The sequence below is a fragment of the Insolitispirillum peregrinum genome, from assembly GCF_900156605.1.
Taxonomy (GTDB): domain Bacteria; phylum Pseudomonadota; class Alphaproteobacteria; order Rhodospirillales; family Rhodospirillaceae; genus Insolitispirillum; species Insolitispirillum peregrinum.
The window spans coordinates 613,156-633,956 of sequence record NZ_FTOA01000001.1; the positions used below are offsets into that span (position 1 = coordinate 613,156).

Consider the following 20,801-nt stretch of genomic DNA (forward strand, 5'->3'; position numbering starts at 1 on the left):
TGGACAAAAGAACCGGCCCGAAGCCTGTGCAGGGGCATAGAGCATTGTGCGAAAAGTGGGAACCGGTTTTCGCAACAACAATGCGACAAAACAAAAAGTTGGAGCAGCGTGCCTGTGTCCGATCATGGTACACGACAGTAACGTGGAGCGCTGCTCCACACCTCGCTGGGGCCAGTCGGCCCCAGACCCCATTCCTTTGATCATAAAAGAGAAAATGGGGGCTTGGGGCCTCAGGCCCCAAACGGGCTCGGGCGGTAGCCCGCTCTTGTTTTCAAACTGTCGTGTAACCGTGGTGTCCGATTTAACGCACGCTGCTCCAGGGCCGGGGGTAAACGTACTTACAGGGCCTGGTCGATCACGCTTTGATTGACCTTCACCCCGAACCTGGCGCCGTAGGCGTCGAGAGCCTCGGAGGCGATGTCCTGAGCCAACCCGGAGGCCAGTTGCTCCCGCAGGGCGTCGAGCTTGTCCTTGTTCTGTGCCGGATCGGCCTTGTCGATGGCGCTGAGACGGACAATGGTCGGGCCGTTTTCGGTCGCCACCACGGCAGAGGCTCCGACGGTGGTCAGCGAGAACACCTGCTTGACCTGCGCCGGGCTGAGCAGCGGGTTCGGTTGCAGGTCGGCGGACGGCACCGGCTGGCCGTCACGGGTCAGCGGCGAGTGCTTGCTGTAGGTCACCGCCGGGGCCTGCGCCAGCGAGGCCATGGCGGCACCGCCGTCGATCTTCTTCGCCAGCTCGTCGGCCTTGGCGCTGGCCTGCGCGGCCTGCTGCTGGCTGACCCACAGCTGGCGCAGGGCATCGGCGACGCTGTCCTGCGGGCGCGGGGTCGGCGGGGTGATGCTGTCGGCGCGGGCGATGAAATAGCCGTTGCCCATTTCCTGCAGCGGGCTTTCTTCACCGGTTTGCAGCGGGAAGGCAGCCTTCAGCACCGATTGCCCCAGAGCGGCATCACTCGGCAGGCCCTTGGCGAAGTCACCGTTGGGGGCCTTGCCGTCAATGTCGGTCTGCTCGATGGTGAACAGGGTCAGGCCCAGCTTGCTGGCGGCCTCTTCGAGTGACGCGCCACCGCCCAGAGTGTCCTGCAGGGTCTTGGACTCTTCATAAACCTTGTCAATCGCCCGTTCCTGACGCAGTGACGTGGCAATGCCGTCGTGCACCTGTGCCAGCGTCTGCTGTTGCGGCGGGGTGATGGCGGTGATGCTGAACACGTGCCAGCCCAGCGGGCTGTGGATCGGGTCGGTGATACCGCCAACGGTCAGGGCGAACACCGCCTTGTCGGCTTCTTCCGGCAGGGCACCGGGGCCAACGGTCCCCATCGAGGTCGGCGCCGAGGCCTTGACAGCAGCGGCGGCATCGGCCAGCGACATCCCGCCGCGGACTTTGGCAGCGATATCGGCGGCGGTTGCTTCGTCCTGCACGCGCACCTGAATGACGCTGCGCTGTTCCGGGGTGGCAAAGCTGGCCTTGTTGGCGGCGTAGTGGTCGCTGATGTCCTGCTCGCTGACCTGCACGCGGCTTTCCATCTGCTGATGGGTCAGGGTCAACACCGTGATCTTGCGGTATTCCGGGGCGGTGAATTCCTGGATGTGCTCCTTGTACAGCTTTTCCAGGTCTTCGGCGGCGGGCTGGCCGGTGACGGTCAACGCTGCCGGATGAACGGTCAGGCTTTCGGCGGTGCGGCGTTCCTGATCATGACGGAACACCGGATCGGCCAGCGCCGCCGGGACGGCGGGCGGAGTGGCGATCAGGCTTTCGATCCGTTCCCGGCGCAGGCTGTCACGCAGCATGGCGACATAGCCGCTTTCGGTCAGGTTGGCCTGCATCAGCTTGGCGCGGAAAATCTCCGGGCTGAACTTGCCGCCCTGATCATAAAAGGCACGGGTTTTCACGATTTCGGCGCGCACGGCGTCATCGCTGACGGTGATGCCCATGTCTTTGGCCAGCATGTCCATGGTGGCGGTCTGGGCCAGTTCGCGCACGGTGGCATCGGCCAGCCCCATCTGACGGGCGGTTTCGCGGGTCATCTGGTCGCCAAGGAAGCCGCGGAACTGTTCGACTTTCTGGTCGAACGCCTGCCGGACGGCGGCTGGCGAGACTTCAACATCACCCACCACGATGGCGGCTTTCGGAGCGCCGCTGCTGCGCACCACGTCACCGATGCCCCAGACACCAAAGCTGAGGATCAGAAGGATAAACAGTCCCTTTGCGACCCACGAGCCAGCGGACTTGCGAAGAAATTCAAGCATGGAGCACGGTGTTCCATATAGTGACAACGACAGCGGACGAGGGCCTTGGCGCTCTTTTAACCCGCCAGGGAGCTGGTCCCCCAAGGGGCTGCATCTGGCAAGGCATGATAAAAGCGCAGGCTTTGTCCTGCAAGGTAAAGCCTTTTCCGGCTGACGCAATCCCTATTCCGGCAGCTTTTCCATTTGTGGAGCGCCGGTCTGGTACCGCAGTCCGGTTGGCAAGTGCCAGCGGGCATGGTACACCATGCCGCAACGGCTCGCCCGGGGGGCAAAGCCGTCCTGAAATTGCGACGAAACCATAACAAGGATGCCGGGGATGACCGCTCGCCGCCCGTTGATTGCTGGTAACTGGAAGATGAATGGCCTGAAGGCCGATGCCGAACTGCTGGCTGGTGGTCTGGCGTCACGGTACAAGGCGCTGCAGAAGCCTGCGTTCGACATGCTGCTGTGCCCGCCCGCGACGCTGGTGTCGGTGGTTGCCGGTCACATTGCGGGCAGTGGTCTGGTGCTGGGCGGGCAGGATTGCCATGCCAGTGAAAAGGGTGCGCATACCGGCGACATCAGCGCGTGGATGTTGCGCGATCTGGGCTGTGGCTATGTGATCGTCGGCCATTCCGAGCGCCGCGCCGATCACCGCGAAAGCAACGCGGTGGTGAAGGACAAGGCACAAGCCGCGCAGGCTGCCGGTCTGATTGCGGTGATCTGCATTGGCGAAACCGAAGGCGAGCGCGACCGTGGCGAAGCCCTGTCGGTGGTCAGCGAGCAGATCCGTGGTTCGCTGCCGGCTGGCGCGACCGCCCAGAACACCGTGCTGGCCTATGAGCCGGTGTGGGCCATCGGCACCGGTCGCACCCCGACCCCCGATGATGTGGCCGAAATCCACGCCGAAGCCCGCAAGGTTGCCAATCAGGTGATGGGCGGCGGCGGTGAATCGCTGCGTATTCTGTACGGTGGTTCGGTCAAGCCGTCGAACGCGGTGGATTTCCTGGGCCTGACTGACGTGGATGGTGCTCTGGTGGGTGGTGCCAGCCTGAAGGTCGATGACTTCTGGGCGATCGCGCAGGCTTGCGACGCCTGAGCTGAATGCTCATTTCTGCGATCAGGTGCAACTTGCCCCTAGCATTTGGCGGCATAGGGGATTACAAAGCCGCCAACGCGAGTCTGCACCCGGGGCGTTCTCCGGGTGCTCCCTCTATTGGAAGTGAAGCATGATTACGGTCGTTCTGGTTATCCATCTGCTGATCTCGCTGGCTCTGGTCGGGACCATCCTGCTGCAGCGCTCCGAAGGCGGCGCTCTGGGGATTGGCGGCGGCGGTGGTGGTCTGGTGTCCGGCCGTGCGGCTGGAAACCTGTTGACCCGTGCCACGGCCATTCTGGCGACGGCGTTCTTTGTCACCAGCCTGGTGCTGGCGATCATGGCCAATCAGCGCAGCAGCGCCCCGTCGATCGTTGATGGTGTGGCCCCGGCAGCGACTGCTCCGGCGGCGACCGGCCCGGCTGAACCGGCGGCTCCGGCTGCTCCGACCGGGCCTGCGGCTCCGATCGCGAAGTAACGGGCGTCTTTCCTGATGCCGACAGCAGGCGGCAGCAGCCGCCTCTGTTTTTTGTAACACAGTCGGGTTGGGCGGTGGTTATCGCCTGTTTGGGACTGGCAGCCTGGGTGCTTGATCTTGCGATGCAAGGAAAGCTCTGGGCTGCTGGGGCTTTTCGCAAAGCCTCTGCCGACCAGCCTGTCGTTTGACGTTGATTTTCGTGTGCGCCGCCAGACCAGCAGCTGGTTCCTGTTGGGCGCGCACTCTGCATGAGGTAAAAATACGCTCCATGACGCGGTTTATCTTCATCACCGGTGGCGTTGTCTCCTCGCTGGGCAAGGGCCTGGCTTCGGCTGCCCTCGGGGCTTCCCTGCAGGCGCGCGGCTACAAGGTCCGCCTGCGCAAGCTCGACCCGTACCTGAACGTTGATCCGGGCACCATGAGCCCGACCCAGCACGGCGAAGTGTTCGTCACCGATGACGGGGCCGAGACCGATCTGGATCTGGGGCACTATGAACGCTTTACCGGCGTTCCGGCCCGCCAGAGCGACAACGTGACCTCTGGCCGCATCTACAAGATGGTGCTGGAAAAGGAACGTCGCGGCGATTATCTCGGCGGGACCGTGCAGGTCATTCCGCACGTCACCGACCAGATCAAGACCTTTGTGCTGTCGGACCTGACCGACGAGGATTTCTGCCTGTGCGAAATCGGTGGCACCGTTGGTGACATCGAAAGCCTGCCGTTCCTCGAAGCCATCCGTCAGTTGTCGAACGAACTGGGCCGCGAGCGGGCGATGGTGATCCACGTCACCCTGCTGCCCTACATTCCGACCGCGGGCGAAATCAAGACCAAGCCGACCCAGCATTCGGTCAAGGAACTGCTGTCGGTTGGCATTCAGCCGGACATGCTGCTGTGCCGGTCAGACCGCCCGATCCCGGAAAGCGAGCGTCGCAAGATTGCGCTGTTCTGCAACGTCAATGAAAAGAACGTCATTGCCGCGCTGGACGCGCCGACCATTTATCAGGTGCCGATCGACTATAACGCCCAGGGCTTTGACAGCCAGGTGTGCAAGTTCTTTGGTCTGCCGGTCGAACCGGCCCCGGACCTCAGCCGCTGGCACGGCATCGTCGAGCGCGCCACCAAGCCGGAAGGCGAAGTGACCATCGGCGTCGTCGGCAAGTACACCTCGCTGCTCGACAGCTACAAGTCGCTGGCCGAGGCGCTGGTTCACGGCGGTCTGGCCAACAACGTGCGTGTCCGCCTGCGCTGGTTCGACAGCGAAGTGTTCGAAAAGGGCGATGCGGTCAACCATCTGGAAGACGTCCACGGCATCATGGTGCCGGGCGGCTTTGGCGAGCGTGGTGCCGAAGGCAAGATCAAGGCGGCGACCTTTGCCCGCACCCGTCGCGTGCCGTATTTCGGCATCTGCTTCGGGATGCAGATGGCGGTGATCGAATGTGCCCGCAATCTGGCCAACCTGCCGCGTGCCTCGTCGTCGGAGTTCGGCTATACCGAGGAACCGCTGGTCGGCCTGATGACCGAATGGATCCGTGGCGAACAGCTGGTCAAGCGTTCGGCGGCGGGCGATCTGGGCGGTACCATGCGTCTGGGGGCCTACAAGTGCCATCTGGTGGAGGGCACCAAGGTGCGCTCGATCTATGGCAGCGACGTGATTCAGGAACGTCACCGTCACCGCTACGAAGTCAACATCAACTACCGCGAACAGCTCGAGGCCGCTGGCATGCGCTTCTCGGGCATGTCGCCGGACGGTCTGCTACCGGAAATCGTCGAATACCCGGATCATCCGTGGTTCATCGGCGTGCAGTTTCACCCGGAACTGAAGTCCAAGCCGTTCGATCCGCATCCGCTGTTCACGTCCTTTATCCGGGCGGCGATTGAACAGTCGCGTCTGGTCTGATATCGACATCATCCCCCTCTGCCGCCCGGCGGAGGGGGATGAGTATATGGGGAGGGCCAGAGGCCGCGCAGGCGGGCTCTGGTGGGGCAAGGCAAGTGTTCTCCCCCTCTTGACGCAAAGGCGTATGTCCTGATGACTTCTGCTGTCGTGCAACGTCATGTGACCGCCGGTTCGGTCACCTTCGGCAACGATCTGCCGCTGGCGGTGATTGCTGGCCCGTGCCAGATGGAAAGCCGTGATCACGCCATGGAAACGGCGGGTGCCCTGGTGGACATCTGCCGCAGCCTGAACATGCCGCTGGTCTACAAGACTTCGTTCGACAAGGCCAACCGCACCTCGCTCAAGGGGCGGCGCGGGATGGGCCTTGAGGCTTCGCTGGAGGTGTTCGCCGAAATCAAGGCCACCTATGGCTGCCCGGTGCTGACCGATGTGCATGAAAACGACCAGTGCGCCATTCTGGCCGAAGTGGTCGATATCCTGCAGATCCCGGCCTTTCTGTGCCGTCAGACCGACCTGTTGATCGCCGCTGCCCGCACCGGCAAGGTGGTCAACGTCAAAAAGGGCCAGTTCCTCGCCCCGTGGGACATGGCCAATGTGGTCGCCAAGCTGGACGACAGCGGCAACCATAACGTGATTGTCACCGAGCGTGGCGCCTCTTTCGGCTACAATACGCTGGTGGTCGACATGCGCAGCCTGCCGACCATGGCGCGCCAGACCGGCTGCCCGGTGATCATGGATGCGACCCATTCGGTTCAGCAACCGGGGGGTCAAGGTACTTCGTCGGGGGGGCAGCGCGAGTTTGCTCCGGTGATGGCGCGGGCGGCGGTGTCGCTCGGGATCGCCGGGGTGTTCATCGAATGCCATCCCGACCCTGATGCTGCCCCGTCCGATGGCCCGAACATGGTGCCCATGGGACAGATGGCAGATCTTCTCACGACGCTGGCCGCCTTTGACCGGCTGGCGAAGTCTCATCCGCTCTCCATTGGCTAGGAGCACTTTTCGATGTCCGCGATTATCGATATTCACGCCCGCGAAATTCTCGACTCCCGTGGCAATCCGACTGTTGAAGTCGATGTCATTCTGGAGAGCGGCGCGTTTGGCCGTGCGGCAGTACCGTCGGGTGCCTCGACCGGTGCTCACGAAGCTGTCGAACTGCGCGATGGCGACAAGTCCCGTTTCGGCGGCAAGGGCGTGCTGAAGGCCGTTGACAGCGTGAACGACGACATCTTCCAGGCTCTGGCTGGTCTGGATGCCGAAGATCAGGTCTATCTCGACAAGACCATGATCGAGCTGGACGGCACCCCGAACAAGGCCCGTCTGGGCGCCAACGCCATCCTCGGCGTGTCGCTGGCCTGCGCCAAGGCCGCCGCCGAAGAAGCCGGTCTGTCGCTGTACCGCTACATCGGTGGCACCTATGCCCGCACCCTGCCGGTGCCGATGATGAACATCATCAACGGCGGCGCGCATGCCGACAACCCGATCGACTTCCAGGAATTCATGGTCATGCCGGTGTCGGCCACCTCGGTGGCGGAATCGATCCGCATGGGCGCTGAAATCTTCCACCAGCTGAAAAAGAACCTGCATGACGCCGGTCACAACACCAACGTTGGTGACGAAGGCGGCTTTGCTCCGGGTCTGAAGTCGGCGGACGATGCTCTGGGCTTCATCATGAAGTCGATCGAAGCCGCTGGCTATGTGCCGGGCGAAGACATCATGCTGGCGCTGGACTCTGCCTCGACCGAGTTCTTCAAGGGCGGCAAGTACGTGATGGAAGGCGAAGGCAAGACCCTCGATTCCGAAGGCATGGTTCGCCTGTACGAAGACCTGTGCAACCGTTACCCGATCCTGTCGATCGAAGACGGTCTGGCCGAAGACGACTGGGAAGGCTGGAAGCTGCTGACCGACACCCTCGGTCACAAGGTGCAGCTGGTCGGTGACGACCTGTTCGTGACCAACCCGCTCCGTCTGCGCGATGGCATCAAAAAGGGCGTCGCCAACTCGATCCTGGTGAAGGTCAATCAGATCGGCACCCTGTCCGAGACCCTCGAAGCCGTCGAAGCCGCGCACAAGGCGAAGTACACCGCCGTCCTGTCGCACCGTTCGGGCGAAACCGAAGACAGCACCATTGCCGACATCGCCGTTGCCACCAATTGCGGCCAGATCAAGACTGGTTCGATGAGCCGTTCCGACCGTATGGCGAAGTACAACCAGCTGATCCGTATCGAGGAAGAGCTGGGCGATGCCGCGCTGTTCGCTGGCAAGTCGATCCTGCGCTAAATTTTGACCGGGGGTTCAGGCCCCTGTGATGACAGGCATAAGCGGAACGCGCTGGAGACATTGTCTCTGGCGCGTTTTGTTATGGTGGCGGGAATTCCGCTGCGCGGCCGGGCCACCGCCCGGACCCGTTCGGAGGCACAGCCTCCGAGCCTCCAGTTTTTCTGGATTTCAAAGGAACGGGGTCCGGGGCCTGAAGGCCCCGGCGAGGTGTGGAGCAGCGCTCCACGAGCTTTCAGGGCGAGGCCGGAGGTTGGGTTGGTTCGGGGCTTTCCATGGGATCCTCGGCCAGATCCTGCTCTGTGTAGACGTATGGTTCCCAGCCAGCACAATAGTAGGCGTATTCACGGGTTGAGTTGGCTCCTACGGCGGGGACACCGCCAGTGTTGTCATACGCCAGAACCCATGCATCGGAGGCATCGAAATCGTAGAAATACTGCCTGACCGCATCGCGTCCGCCATAGAAAGCGTGGAAACCTTCGATGAAATCAGCCTCTCCGGCAAGGCAGCTAAAGCCATCGTGTGTGGATATGTATCCCCATCTTTTTGTGTCATCGCATATTGCATAAGTACTTGCAGATTTGAAGTCACGCTCTTTGTTTCGCAGATCCTGTATGCTTTCTGCGATTGATGATGTTGGTATGATGGCTGCAAAATTGGTGTAGCTCTCGCCCTTCCACGGTCGATGACAGGGTGTGCTGCAAATTATAATTTCTCGAATGTTCCTGGCCTGAAGATACTGGAAGATTTTCTTGTATATGCGGACGGTCTCTATTTTGGATTTCTTGGTTAGCCTGCTTTCGTCAGCAAACATGTAAAATAGATCCCATCCCAGAAGAATAACCTCCCATGATTTATTGATAAATGGGTTGTCAACCGTCCCGTAAATATCCTGATCAAAAATGGCCTCCAGAATGGGGAGGGTTGTGTGGTCGTATTCGTCTTCAGATATTTTTCTGTACATTCTTGGTTAATCCTTATGATTATTGTTGGGGGAGGATGCCCCCCCCCCCCCCCCCCCCCGTCTTTGGTTGATAAAATGTGTAACCTATACGCAAATTTTGGCGTTGCTTTATGGATGGGCGCGTACTTTGATTGTGTATACTGCATCGCCCTCCTGCTCCTTGACGCGGATTTCTAATGTTGGAGTACCCGTGCTATCTGCAGTCGGTCGAGCCTTGACCTCCAGACTATCATTAACTTTGAGTACGTCCATCCATTGATAGTCAAATTTTGCACTCATTTGTTGAGGTGTAATTGTCCCGCTAAATTTTTCCTGCATCTCGCGGAGTGTATTTTGTACGTCGGCATAATTTCCCTTGATGTCAATATTGCATCCATCTTCCCCCAATCCACTGATTTGATCTCCATTCTTGATAAGACCACGAATGAAATTCTTGTGGCCACTGTCCTGAATCTTGTCCAGTCCGGTTTCTACTTTTTCCGGCAGTGCCTCGCCGGGATTGATCGGGATGGGCTTTTTGAGGGCCTTGATATCAAGAATGTTTTGATCAGGAAGAGTATCGTCCTGGGGGTCTGCAAGGACCGAATCCTCCTTTTTTTCCTCCGGGCGGGTGCTGGGGGGCAGAGCGGGCTGGGACTGGCGGGGGCGTTCAGAGGGTGGCTGGTCAGGCAGTGGCGTTGCCGGAGGGAAGGTTTCAGGTTGGGGAGCATTGTTTTCTGGCGCATCGGGGATGATCAGGGTGCTGGGGGCTGGTCCCTTTTCCCCTTTGGCAAGGGCATCGGCGGTCTTTTTTGCTCCGTATGCTGCGGCTGCGGCCCCCAGCGCGGTGACCAGTTCTTCCCCGTCAATGTCATGGGGTCCGGGGCCTCAAGGCCCCGGCGAGGTGTGGAGCAGCGCTCCACGACGTGTCTGTTGCATTCACGATGTACTGGGCGGTCTCCTCCCACCGGGCAGGATCAACCCGCCGACCAGCAGCAGGGCAAGAGCCAGCATCCCCGCGCCAGAGGCAAAAACAGCCGCAATCCGGTGGGCCAGCAAGACCGGAGCAGGCGCCGAAGGGTCTTGCACGGCACTGAACACCAGCACCAGCACCGCCAGCCCCAACGAGCCGCCCAGTTGATGGGCCATGTTGACCAGCCCGGATGCGGCCCCGGCAGCGTCTTGCGGGACGTTGGCAATCCCGGCGACGGTCAGCGGGCTAAGAGTTAACCCCTGACCGATCCCCAACAGCATCATCGGGGCCAGCATGGCCATGTGCCCGGCCATCTGCTGAGCTGTCAGTGCCAGCCAGCCCAGTCCGGCCAGAGTGATCGCCAGACCGATGACCAACAGAGGCCCATTCCCGGCCTTGCGCGTGAGTCGTGGGACTTGCAGGGCAGCGATAAATTGCGGGATGGCGGTGGCCAGAAAGGTGCAGCCGGTGGCAAAGGCGCTCAGGCCAAGAACACCTTGCAGGAACTGGCTGGTAAAGAACCAGAAACCGACCATCGCCCCCAGAAACAGCAAGCGGGCCAACAGGGCGCCGGTTCTCTCCCGGCTGGCAAACAGCCACAGCGGCATGATCGGCTGGGGAACCAGCCACTCATTGACCAGCAACAGGCCGATCAGCACTGCTGCGGCCAGCAATGGCAACAGGGTGAGCGGGCTGTGCCATCCGGCTTCGGCGGCATGAACCAGCGCAAACACCAGCGACCCCATGCCGAGGGTGGAGGTGATGGCACCGATCAAATCAAAACGGCCATGATGGCGCGGGCTTTCCGGGAACAGGCGACGAGCGGCGATCATCAGGGCCAGCCCGACCGGCAGGTTGATGAAAAAGCCAACCCGCCACGACAGCATGTCGGCCAGAATGCCACCGGCCACCAGTCCGATGCTGGCGCCAATTCCGGCGGTGGCTCCGTACAGGCCGATGGCGCGGGTGCGTCGGGGCCGTGGGGGAAGCGGGTGGTCAACAGGGCCAGCGTCGAAGGGGCGAGCAAGGCCGAGCCCGCCCCCTGAACGGCGCGGGCCGTCAACATCCACAGCGCAGACTGGGCCATGCCGATGACCACCGACGCGGCGGTGAACACCATCAGCCCGAGGATGAACACCCGGCGACGGCCCAGAATGTCCCCCGCCCGTGCGCCCAGCAGCAACAGACCTCCAAAGGCCAATGTATAGGCGCTGTGGACCCACGACAATTGCGTGGGCGAAAACCCCAGCGACTGCTGAATGCGGGGCAGGCCGGTAATGACAATCGAGATATCGAGCACGATCATCAGATAGCTGCCGAGGATGGTGACGAGAACGGCCATTATCGCCCGACCAACTGCATCAGATGGGAGGGATAGCGGTCGCCGTGCAGGGTGATGGCGGCCATGGCGCTGTCAATGGCGTTCAGCTCGTCGGTGGTCAGGGTGATGCTGGCCGAGGCGACATTTTCCGCCAGCCGGTGGGCTTTGGTGGTGCCGGGGATGGGGATGATCCACGGCTTTTGCGCCAGCAACCACGCCAGCGCGATCTGGGCGCGGGTGGCCTGTTTGCTGTCGGCCAGCTCGCCCAGTACGGCGACCACGGCCTGATTGGCCTCACGGTTTTCGGCGCTGAAGCGGGGAGCGACGTTGCGGAAGTCTCCGGCGGCAAAGGTGGTGCTGGCGTCGATGGTGCCGGTCAGAAAGCCGCGCCCCAGCGGGCTGAAGGGCACAAGGCCGATCCCCAGCTCTTCGAGGGTTGGCAGGATCTCTTGCTCCGGCTCGCGCCACCACAGGGAATATTCGCTTTGCAGGGCGGTCACCGGCTGCACCGCATGGGCGCGGCGGATGGTGTGTGCTCCGGCTTCGGACAGGCCGAAATGCAGCACCTTGCCCTCGGCAATCAGGTCGCGGACCGTTCCGGCAACCTCTTCGATCGGTACGGTGGGGTCAACGCGGTGTTGATACAACAGGTCGATACGGTCAGTCCCCAGACGCTGCAACGATGCCTCGACCACCGCGCGGATGTGGTCGGGCTGGCTGTTGACGCCGGTGTACTGACCGCTGGCCGGGTCAATGGCAAAGCCGAACTTGGTGGCGATCACCACCCGGTCGCGGATCGGGGCCAGCGCCTCGCCAACCATTTCTTCGTTGGTGAAGGGGCCATAGACTTCGGCGGTGTCGAAAAAAGTGATGCCCTGATCGGCGGCGGTGCGGATCAGGGCGATGGCGTCGCGCCGCTCCAGCGCCTGCCCATAGCTGAAGTTCAGCCCCATGCAGCCCAAACCGAGTGCCGAGACGCGCAGGCCGCTGGTCCCGAGGATGCGTTGTTCCATGTCTGCTCTCCGTGACGGGGGAAGGAAGGAGCCGGAACAGTAATCCTTGCCAGACTGTGCGATTAGACAGAAAAATCGGCATGGCTTTATCGACAGGAGTCATCAATGCAGCGCAGCCCGCTCCCCGATCTTGCGGCCTTTCTGGCCGTTGCCCGCGAACGCAGCTTTACCCGGGCGGCGGCGCGGCTGGGGGTGTCGCAATCGGCCCTCAGCCACACCATCCGGGCGCTGGAGGAGCGGCTGGGGGTGCGCCTGCTGACCCGTACCACCCGCAGTGTTGCCCCCACCGAAGCGGGCGAGCGGTTGATCCAGTCGGTCGGGCCAAAGCTGGACGAGATCGAGGCCGAGCTGGCCGCCCTGACTGCCCTGCGCGATACCCCCGCCGGGCACATCCGCCTGACCGCCAGCGAACACGCCTTTCGCACCGTCCTGTGGCCGGCGCTGCAACCGATGCTGCGGGCCTATCCTGATATCTCGGTCGAAGTGGTGGTGGAGTCCACCTTTCGCGATATCGTCAACGACCGCTTTGATGCCGGGGTGCGGCTGGGGGAAAGTCTGGAACAGGACATGATCGCCGTGCCGATCAGCCCGGCCATGCGGCTGTTGGTGGTTGGCGCTCCGTCCTATTTTGCCCGCCATCCCAAGCCAGTGGTGCCGCACGATTTGACCAGCCACCGCTGCATCAACATGCGGCTCCAGACTTCGGGCGGGCTGTATGTGTGGGAATTTGAAAAGGACGGCCATCCGCTGCGGGTGCGGGTGGATGGTCAACTGACCTTCAACAGCAGCAGCGTGATTCTCGATGCCTGTCTGGCCGGGTTCGGGCTGGGCTATCTGATGGCCGACACCACCGCCGCCCACTGCGACGCCGGGCGTCTGGAAAGCGTTCTTGCTGACTGGAGCCCGCCGTTTGACGGCTATTACCTGTATTACCCCAGCCGCCGCCAGCCGACACCGGCGTTTCAGGTGTTGCTGGATCATTTGCGCCGGTAGCGGGGTGGGGCATTGGAGGGGGCAACAACCCGGCTACGGCTGGTGTAGCTCCCTTCATTTGGGGGTGCTCAACAACATTCGAGGTGGCTGGGCACTTGCTCCGGTAGGTGTAGTCCCCCTTCATTTGGGGGTGCTCAACAACATCGCCGCTGTGCTCGGGTGTTCCCACTCGGGTGTAGTCCCCCTTCATTTGGGGGTGCTCAACAACGGGGAATTGCGGCGGCGTGGAAAGCAGACAGGTGTAGTCCCCCTTCATTTGGGGGTGCTCAACAACCGATAGCCCGGATGGCGATGAAAGGAAAGGGAAAAGTGCGTTTTCGTCGCGAAAAATCCAGCGGAAAACGGGGAAAATGTCACCGGATTTTGTCGCTTTTTTTCGTGGCGGACGGGGTGGAGGTGGCTCCGAACAGGGCCGCGACCCAGCGGCAATAGCTCTTTCCGTGCAGGGGTTCGCGGATGTTGGCTCTGTTGTGGGTCTTGTGTAGATGGATGGCGTTCCGGCTGTCGATTTTTGCGTCTGTCAGCCTGTGGCTGGCGTCCATGGTCCAGACGATATCCAGACCATCCTGTTGCAACAGGGTGGTGACCGATCGGGTGATGGCATTTTTCAGCTTGCGGTCATGGGCCATCAGTTTGCGGGCGTTGTTGATTTCGTCGGTCAGGTTGATGGTCTTCTTGCCCTGTTGCAGCATGTTGAAATGGGCGAAGTCGTTTCTGATCTGTCGACGTGCCTTGTCTCCAAGCACTTTACTGATCATGCCATTTTCTTCTGCGTTGTTTTTCTTGGAAAGGGCCGCAGGTGTCTGCCCGTCGAGAAATTTGTTCACGCGGGATTCACTTAAAAGATTGCGCAGACCGCCCAGTCGGTGGGCCTCGTACAGGGTGACAAAGGTCAAATCGCGTTCCCACAGGCCGCCGTAATCGACCAGCCGCCCGAGGACGGTGGTCATCAGGCGGTGCAGGCGTACCACGTTGCTAAGGGTCACATGGGCGGTCAGGTGGCGGTGGTCGGCGATGGCGGTAACCAGCGCGCGGTACTCGTCCACCTCGGCGTCCGTTCCTTTCTTGCGACTGAGCTGTTCATGCAGGGCCTCGCGCCGTTGCTGCTGTGCGGCAATGGTCTGCTCGGCGGTGTGCCAGCGATCGACCTCGGCGGCGGTGATTTTGTCCTGACCGATCAGCGCCGCCAGATCGTTGACCCGCCCAAAGCGCAGCACTTCCCGCAGCCCGCGCAGGGGCAGGCGGTGGCTGTCGAGGGCAGGACCGGGCGGAAAGACCCGGTCAAAGGTGGCCTGACAGTCAAAAAAGACCTGCCAGTCGTCCCAGCGCAGGCCGGTCCCGGCTCCGCCGCCGGAAAATTTGGCGTCGTGGCGGTTCAGGTACAGTTCCAGCAACGGGATGGTGGCGGTGATGGCGGTGCCGTCCTCGCCTCCGCGCGCCTGCAAGGCCACCAGCCAGCGGCGCAACTGGTGCAACAGCGAGCCGACATCCTCGACCGGCATCAGGTGCAGGACACTGTACAGCGCCGCCTGTGCCGTGCCGATGGTGGAGGATGGCAGGTCGGGCAGGTCGGGCCATGTGGGGAGTGGCTCGGGCTGGCGGCGGAAGGTGTCGCCCTGAATGCCGAGCGTCTTCAGGTAGGCACAAAAGGCCCGCGCCACCACCTCGCACTTCAGGTCTTCAATGAATTCGGCCTGCTGACGGGCGGCCTCGGCATCATGGTGATAGCCCACCTGCACCCGCATTTCCCGCGCGGTGGCGGCATACAGGCGGTCAAACAGGTCATGGATACCGTGCCCGCCGCCGCCCTCGGCCTGCAACAGTTTGGTGGCACGGGACAGGATCTCCACCCCTTGCGGGCTGTTTTTGCCGTTGATGGTTTGTGCTGCCTTGGTGCTGCGCTTCAGGGATTGATCCAGACAGGACGCAATCGACGGCCGAGTTTCCAGCCAGGCGCGAAAGCCGCGCTCGTACAGCAGCTTCAGCACGCCATAGCGGCAGCGCAGCAGCGGATCGTCTTCCATCGTGCGCCGGTTGACCGGCTCCACCGGGAAGCCTTTCAAGCGCGTATTGGCGGCCCGCGTCACCACCCGCCGAAAGCGTGGCAGGGGCAGGGTGGCGTCAGTGCTTTGCACGGCGTTCACAATGCGGTGAAGGGGCCCGGTCGGTAGATAGGTGGTGGCATCCAGCGCACGCAGGCTGAGGAAAACCTGCTGGTGGTCTTGCTGCCGGTCGTCTTGCCACAGGGCCTGTGCTGCCTGTTGCTCGGCGGGTTCTGACTCACAGGTGCCATCCAGATGGCTGGTAAAGGCGGAGAGCGTTTTGAAATGAAAGCTGGAGTTTCGCAGATTCTCGAGAGTCTGCTTCAGGAACAACCAGACATCTCCTGGCGAGCGGGTCCAGTGGCGGGTGCTGTCGCCGTACAGCAGGGGCAGGCGGTTGCGGTCAATGCTGTCGGGCTTTTGTCCGATCAGCAGGATATCCCCGGCGTCCGTTCCCGCTGGATAAAGCCAACTGGTCAGGGTGCGCTGGGCGGCAGTCAGGGCGCGACGCCAGACCCGGCTGACCGCTTCGCTGTGCTTGATGTCGGTCTGGCCATCGCTGCCCCAATATCGGCTGCTGTACAGGGCGGCATCGTCGGGCCAGGGGTCTGGCTCGCCGTTTTGCAGCCAGCCGTAATGCAGGATTTTGCCAATCCGCACCGCATCGGCGAGGCTGCGGTTGCCGTGCTGAACCGTCACCGCATGGCGCAGGGCCTCGCCGGTGCGCGGCAACAGCCGTTCCAGCCGCTCGGCAGGCAGCTTGCGTTCCTTGAACAGGCGGCGGTAATAGGCTTTGACCGCCGTGTGCAGGACAAATTCGGGGCGTGTCTGTGCCTCGCTGATCGGCGTTGTCGGGCCGAAAATCCGCCCGTAATGCTGGTACAGACTGGCCGCAACCTTGATCCAGCGGGCGTCTTTGCCGATGGTGCTCACCAGCTCATCGGCCCGGTAGGTGCTCCAGTCCTCGGGCAAGGGGCCGGCTTTCTCGGACTGGTGATGGTGCAGCAGGGTGCCGTTCTGAATGGTCAGGGCGCGGTGTTCGATGACTCCCTTGCCCTTCGGCTGGCCGCCGTTGGCTCTGAAAGGCTGGGCAGAGTCCAGCAGATGCCGCCGGACGCCCTCGGCCACCGTTGCCGCAGAGGTTTCCGGGTCGCCAAAGCGGTCGTACCAGCGCCCTCGATGGGACGGGGTTTTCGCGGTCGCCGGAGCATTGTCTTTACTGTAGGGATGAACCTTGCTGTCCCACACCGCTTTCAGTTCTGGTGGAACCGGGGTGTGCCGTTGCATTTCGGCCCACAGGGCTGCGCCCACCTGCTGACGCAGCCGTCGTTGTTCGGCGGTCGGGCGGGGCAGGGCGGTGGAGTTTTTCCCGGGCGCGGGCTTGCGGATGATCTTGTCCAGCATCGCCACCCACTGCGCCAGCACCAGTTCAGGGTGTCTGCGAGAGAACTCGGCAACATCAAAGGTGCCGTTCTGCCGCTGGAGGCTGCGCAGGGGCTGTGCGTCCTGCGGTGACGGGCTGGCAACGGTGCTGCTGCCATAGGGGCGAATGATGCGCATAGTTTCTCGTTAAAGTCTGCGGTCCCGGCCATCGACAGTAGCCGATCTCCTGCCGCCCTGCCAGCGTGCGCATACAGTTTTCCCGCGATTGTAAACGCTTTCTTGTCGTATTGATTGCCAAATTCCGGCCAAAAAGAAGGACGGAGGCCACCGTCTCCGTCCTTGTCAAGGTGAGGGGGACAGCCTGCGCAGTCACTCGCAGGCAGAACCGGAACATGACGCATCAAGGATGCGATGCCGCCGGGGTAACAGGTCATCGTGCAGAATAGGGATCAACCACACGCATGCGCGGTTACGCCGGGCGCTGTTCCGTCACGGTGACGATTGGCTGCATCTGGTCTCCCCAGCGGCCGTTTCCAGCGTGGTGGCGGGAACACCGCAGCAGTTCAATCGTCGCACCGGCTTCCACCGCCTGAACGATGGCGTGATTTAACCGGTGCATCTGGTCCGCCACCCGGCGGACAGCAGACTCAAGGTCGGGGGGCTGGGGGCAACAGCCGCCACCGGGAATGGAGATGATGGTGTTGGAACCGGACATGGCATGTCTCCTGTCGGGCGGTTATTCTGCCGCGCTTTCAAACTGGTTCATGGTGTTGTGGACGCCGCCTGCCTTCAGGGCGCGCTCGCCGCTGACCATTTCCTTGAAGGTGTCGCCAAGGTCGCTGCCGACTTCGTGCTGATGCTTGACGGCGCTGACGCCCCGGCGGATTTCTTCGCGCTGGACGGTGTTGACGTAGGCCAGCATGCGGTCTGCGCCGAAATACCCGCGTGAGAGTTCATCGGTGCTTTTGGCGGTCAGGTGGAAGGTCGGCAGGGTGATCAGGTTGTGGAACACGCCCGCCCGTTCGGCCAGGTCGGCCTGGAACTGCCGCAGGCGGGCATCGGCTTCCTGCCCCAGCGGGTCATCGTCATAGGGGGCCCCCATCAGTGAGGCTCCGTCCGGGTAGTCATCCGGCTGGATGCGGCCACTGGCGATCCAGTCCTGCCGCACCTGCTTGCGCAGGTTCAGGGTCCAGTTGAACGACGGCGAGTTGTTGTAGGTCAGCTTGGCGTGGGGCACCACCGCCCGGATGTCGGCCACCATGGCGGCAATCTGGTCCACGTCAGGGGTGTCGGTTTCGATCCACAGCAGGTCTGCGCCCCCCAGGCTGAGGCTGGCAATGCAGTCTTCGACCACCCGCTGGCGACCGGTGTTGTCCTGGAAATGGAACAGGCCGTTCGGCGAGCGCAGGGGGCGGACCAGACGGCCATCCCGGTACAGCAGCAGGTCGCCGTCACGGGCGGGGGTCTGCTCGCTGATCTCTTCGGTTTTCAGCCACTTGATGTACCCGGCGGCCAGATCGCCCGGCTGTTGCGACACCGGCACCTTTTGCGTCAGGCCAGCCCCGAGGCTGTCGGTGCGGGCAACGATCACCCCGTCTTCGACCCCCAGTTCTTCAAAGGCCAGACGGCAGGCGCGCAGCTTTTCAATAAAGTCTTCGCGCGGGACCGTCACCTTGCCATCCTGATGGCCGCACTGCTTGGCATCCGACACCTGATTTTCGATCTGGATGCAGCAGGCTCCGGCCTTGATCAGTTCCTTGGCCAGCAGATAGGTGGCGTGTTCATTGCCGAACCCGGCGTCGATATCGGCAATGATCGGCACCACGTGCGATTCAAAGCCATCAATCCGGGCGATGATGGCATCAACGGCCGATTGCGGCGCGTTCTGTTCGCGGGCCTTGCGCAGTTCCTTGAACAGGTCGTTGATCGCCACTTCGTCGGCCTGACGCAAGGAGGTGTAGATTTCCGTGATCAGGTCGGCAACGGCGGTCTTTTCATGCATGCTCTGGTCCGGCAGGTGGCCGAACCGGTTGCGCAGGCCAGCCACCATCCAGCCGGACAGATAGACATAGGCCCCTTTGGTGGTGCCGCGCAGGCGCTTGACTGCCTTGATCATCTGCTGGGCATGAAAGCCGGACCAGCAGCCGAGCGACTGGGTGAACTGCCGGGGGTCGGCATCATAGGCCGCCATGTCATCCCGCATGACGCGGGCCATGGTCCGGGCAATGTCCAGATGGGTCGGATAGGTATTTTGCAGCCTGAGCTGGACGATATCATCCACGCTGACGCCGCCGGGAGCCTGACCGGCAGGATGGCGGCGCAGCACCTCGGCGCGCACCTCGGCATAGGAGGAACGGGTGGTCATGGTCGGTATCTCCGGGGTGAGGGAAAGGGGATCAGGCGAGAAAATCGTATGCCAGCAGATAGTCATAGGCTGGCAGGGTCAGGAACGGGGGCGGGCTGTCGCTCAGGCACAGGTCGAGAAACAGGCTGCAGGCGGCGGCGAATTTTTCGCCGGTGAAGGTGGTCATCTCTTCGGCAACGCACTGGTGCAGCAGGGCCGGGGTCAGGGTGTGCAGGCCGTCAAGGCTCACCCGGTGATGCAGCCATTGCCAGACCTGCATGCGGCAGATTTCGGCGGTGGCGGCGTCTTCCATCAGGTGATACAGCGGCACACAGCCTTGCCCGCACAGCCAGGCATTCAGGTACTGGATGGCAACCCGGATGTTGCTGCGCAATCCGGCTTCGGTGATGGTGCCTTGCGGTGGTTGTTGCAGGGCCGCGGCGCTGATGTCGCTGTCCGGCAGGGGCCGCGCCACCTGATTGGGGCCGGGCATCACCGCATCAAAGGCCGCCTGTGCGATGCCAACCAGCCCGGGATGGGCGACCCAGGTGCCATCGTGACCTGCGGCGGCTTCACGCTCCTTGTCAGCGCGGACACGGGCAAAGGCGGCCTGATTGGCGGCATCATCGTTGCGCACCGGGATGTGGGCGGCCATGCCTCCCATTGCGTGGGCTCCGCGCCGGTGGCAGGTCTTGATCAGCAACTGGCTGTAGGCCAACAGGGCCGGTGAGGTCATCGTCACCTGGGCACGGTCAGGAACGATGAAGTCCGCCCTTTTGCCGAGGGTCTTGATCATCGAAAAGATGTAATCCCACCGGCCACAGTTCAGGCCGACAATGGAATCCCGCAGTTCATAAAGGATTTCATCCATCTCGAAGGCGGCGGGCAGGGTTTCGATCAGCACCGTGGCCCGGATCGACCCGGCAGGCAGGTCGAGTGCCTGTTCGCTGGCGTCGAACACCTCGCGCCACAGGGCGGCTTCGTGGCGGCTTTCGATCTTGGGCAGGTAAAAATACGGGCCGCTGCCCCGCCGCAGCAATTCCCGCGCATTGTGAAAGACAAACAGGCCGAAGTCGAACAGCGAGGCCGAGATGGCGGTCCCGTCAACGGTCAGGTGGGCTTCGGTCATGTGCCAGCCGCGCGGGCGCACAATCAGCACCGCCGTCTGGTCATTCAGCCGATAGGATTTACCGCTTTGCGGGTCGTGATAGTCGATGGTCCGCCGCACGGCGTCGAACAGGTTCTGTTGCCCCTGGATCATCGTCGCCCATGTGGGGGATGATGCGTCTTCGAAATCGGCCATGAACGCTTTGGCACCGGAATTCAGCGCGTTGATGATCATCTTGCGCTCGACCGGACCGGTGATTTCCACCCGGCGATCCTGCAAGTCGGCGGGTGGCGGTGCAATGGTCCAGTCGGCGGCGCGGATATCGGCGGTTTCCGCCGGGAAGTCGAGGACTTCTTCATGGGCATCCAGACGGGCCTGCCGTTCGGTGCGGGCGGCCAGAAGCCGACGGCGGCGGATGCCAAAGCGGCGTTCCAGGCTGCCGAGAAAGGCGAGGGCGTCCGTCGTCAGCAGGGCGGCCTGCTCCGGGAGGGTCGGGCCGCGCAGGGCCAGGCCGGGGGGCAGGTCAGAGACCGGGGGCATCAGGGAAGAGCTGAGGGTCATGCTGTCAAACCTTTGTCATGCGCCGGGTGGCGGTGTCGTGACAATGTTGACATTGACGGCGGTAAAGACAATCGCTAAAAATAATAAAAATGTTGTATTGTCAATAACTTAACAAGATGTTGAGCGGATTTGTAAATCTTGTCAATC

At 62.2% G+C, this 20,801-nt stretch carries 16 protein-coding genes; 6 read left to right on the forward strand and 10 right to left on the reverse strand.

Translation table 11 applies throughout. From position 1 onward, the window contains the following. Positions 1 to 338: 338 nt before the first annotated feature. Positions 339 to 2,249, reverse strand: a complete 1,911-nt coding sequence (locus tag BW995_RS02580; protein ID WP_076398579.1) for a peptidylprolyl isomerase — start codon at positions 2,247 to 2,249, stop codon at positions 339 to 341. A 316-nt stretch (positions 2,250 to 2,565) separates the two neighbouring features. On the opposite strand from BW995_RS02580, the gene tpiA reads away from it, so the two are divergent. The 5 genes from tpiA (at position 2,566) to eno (ending at position 7,976) form a co-directional block, all read left to right on the forward strand. Beyond that, the gene (gene tpiA / locus BW995_RS02585) at positions 2,566 to 3,327 is read left to right on the forward strand and encodes a triose-phosphate isomerase (RefSeq protein ID WP_076398580.1); all 762 of its coding nucleotides are present in this window, start codon (positions 2,566 to 2,568) and stop codon (positions 3,325 to 3,327) included. A gap of 130 nt (positions 3,328 to 3,457) precedes the next feature. Further along, positions 3,458 to 3,802, forward strand: a complete 345-nt coding sequence (secG, locus tag BW995_RS02590) for a preprotein translocase subunit SecG (protein ID WP_076398582.1) — start codon at positions 3,458 to 3,460, stop codon at positions 3,800 to 3,802. A gap of 268 nt (positions 3,803 to 4,070) precedes the next feature. After that, positions 4,071 to 5,699: a CTP synthase gene (locus BW995_RS02595; RefSeq protein WP_076398584.1), complete on the forward strand. Its 1,629-nt coding sequence runs from the start codon at positions 4,071 to 4,073 to the stop codon at positions 5,697 to 5,699. A 132-nt stretch (positions 5,700 to 5,831) separates the two neighbouring features. Continuing rightward, on the forward strand, positions 5,832 to 6,689 hold the full coding sequence (gene kdsA / locus BW995_RS02600; RefSeq protein ID WP_076398585.1) for a 3-deoxy-8-phosphooctulonate synthase: 858 nt from the start codon (positions 5,832 to 5,834) through the stop codon (positions 6,687 to 6,689). A 12-nt stretch (positions 6,690 to 6,701) separates the two neighbouring features. Then, positions 6,702 to 7,976 carry a phosphopyruvate hydratase gene (gene eno / locus BW995_RS02605; RefSeq protein ID WP_076398587.1) on the forward strand — a complete coding sequence of 425 codons (1,275 nt, stop codon included), beginning with the start codon at positions 6,702 to 6,704 and terminating at the stop codon, positions 7,974 to 7,976. A 232-nt stretch (positions 7,977 to 8,208) separates the two neighbouring features. On the opposite strand, the gene BW995_RS02610 is transcribed toward eno, so the two are convergent. The 5 genes from BW995_RS02610 to BW995_RS02620 all read right to left on the reverse strand — a co-directional run bounded on the left by BW995_RS02610 (position 8,209) and on the right by BW995_RS02620 (position 12,223). Further along, positions 8,209 to 8,937, reverse strand: a complete 729-nt coding sequence (locus BW995_RS02610; protein ID WP_076398588.1) for a hypothetical protein — start codon at positions 8,935 to 8,937, stop codon at positions 8,209 to 8,211. Positions 8,938 to 9,045: 108 nt separating this feature from the next. Further along, positions 9,046 to 9,324: a hypothetical protein gene (locus tag BW995_RS20375; protein WP_139332720.1), complete on the reverse strand. Its 279-nt coding sequence runs from the start codon at positions 9,322 to 9,324 to the stop codon at positions 9,046 to 9,048. Positions 9,325 to 9,855: 531 nt separating this feature from the next. Next, positions 9,856 to 10,821: an MFS transporter gene (locus BW995_RS02615; RefSeq protein WP_245821261.1), complete on the reverse strand. Its 966-nt coding sequence runs from the start codon at positions 10,819 to 10,821 to the stop codon at positions 9,856 to 9,858. Then, the gene (locus tag BW995_RS21055) at positions 10,722 to 11,231 is read right to left on the reverse strand and encodes an MFS transporter (RefSeq protein ID WP_245821224.1); all 510 of its coding nucleotides are present in this window, start codon (positions 11,229 to 11,231) and stop codon (positions 10,722 to 10,724) included. The genes BW995_RS02615 and BW995_RS21055 overlap by 100 nt, the downstream gene beginning before the upstream one ends. After that, positions 11,231 to 12,223, reverse strand: a complete 993-nt coding sequence (locus BW995_RS02620) for an aldo/keto reductase (RefSeq protein ID WP_076398590.1) — start codon at positions 12,221 to 12,223, stop codon at positions 11,231 to 11,233. The genes BW995_RS21055 and BW995_RS02620 overlap by 1 nt, the downstream gene beginning before the upstream one ends. Before the next feature lie 105 nt (positions 12,224 to 12,328). Between BW995_RS02620 and BW995_RS02625 the strand changes: the two genes are divergently transcribed. After that, on the forward strand, positions 12,329 to 13,216 hold the full coding sequence (locus BW995_RS02625; RefSeq protein ID WP_076398591.1) for a LysR family transcriptional regulator: 888 nt from the start codon (positions 12,329 to 12,331) through the stop codon (positions 13,214 to 13,216). A gap of 353 nt (positions 13,217 to 13,569) precedes the next feature. Here the strand turns inward: BW995_RS02625 and cas13a are convergent, their stop codons facing one another. The 4 genes from cas13a to aceB form a co-directional block, all read right to left on the reverse strand. After that, on the reverse strand, positions 13,570 to 16,818 hold the full coding sequence (gene cas13a, locus BW995_RS02630; protein ID WP_076398593.1) for a type VI-A CRISPR-associated RNA-guided ribonuclease Cas13a: 3,249 nt from the start codon (positions 16,816 to 16,818) through the stop codon (positions 13,570 to 13,572). 292 nt (positions 16,819 to 17,110) lie between these two features. Next, a complete protein-coding gene (locus BW995_RS02635; RefSeq protein WP_076398594.1) occupies positions 17,111 to 17,356 on the reverse strand; it encodes a hypothetical protein in 246 nt (81 codons plus the stop codon). 21 nt (positions 17,357 to 17,377) lie between these two features. Further along, the gene (locus BW995_RS02640; RefSeq protein ID WP_076398596.1) at positions 17,378 to 19,006 is read right to left on the reverse strand and encodes an isocitrate lyase; all 1,629 of its coding nucleotides are present in this window, start codon (positions 19,004 to 19,006) and stop codon (positions 17,378 to 17,380) included. Positions 19,007 to 19,037: 31 nt separating this feature from the next. Continuing rightward, positions 19,038 to 20,654 carry a malate synthase A gene (gene aceB, locus BW995_RS02645; RefSeq protein WP_139332721.1) on the reverse strand — a complete coding sequence of 539 codons (1,617 nt, stop codon included), beginning with the start codon at positions 20,652 to 20,654 and terminating at the stop codon, positions 19,038 to 19,040. Positions 20,655 to 20,801 lie beyond the last annotated feature (147 nt).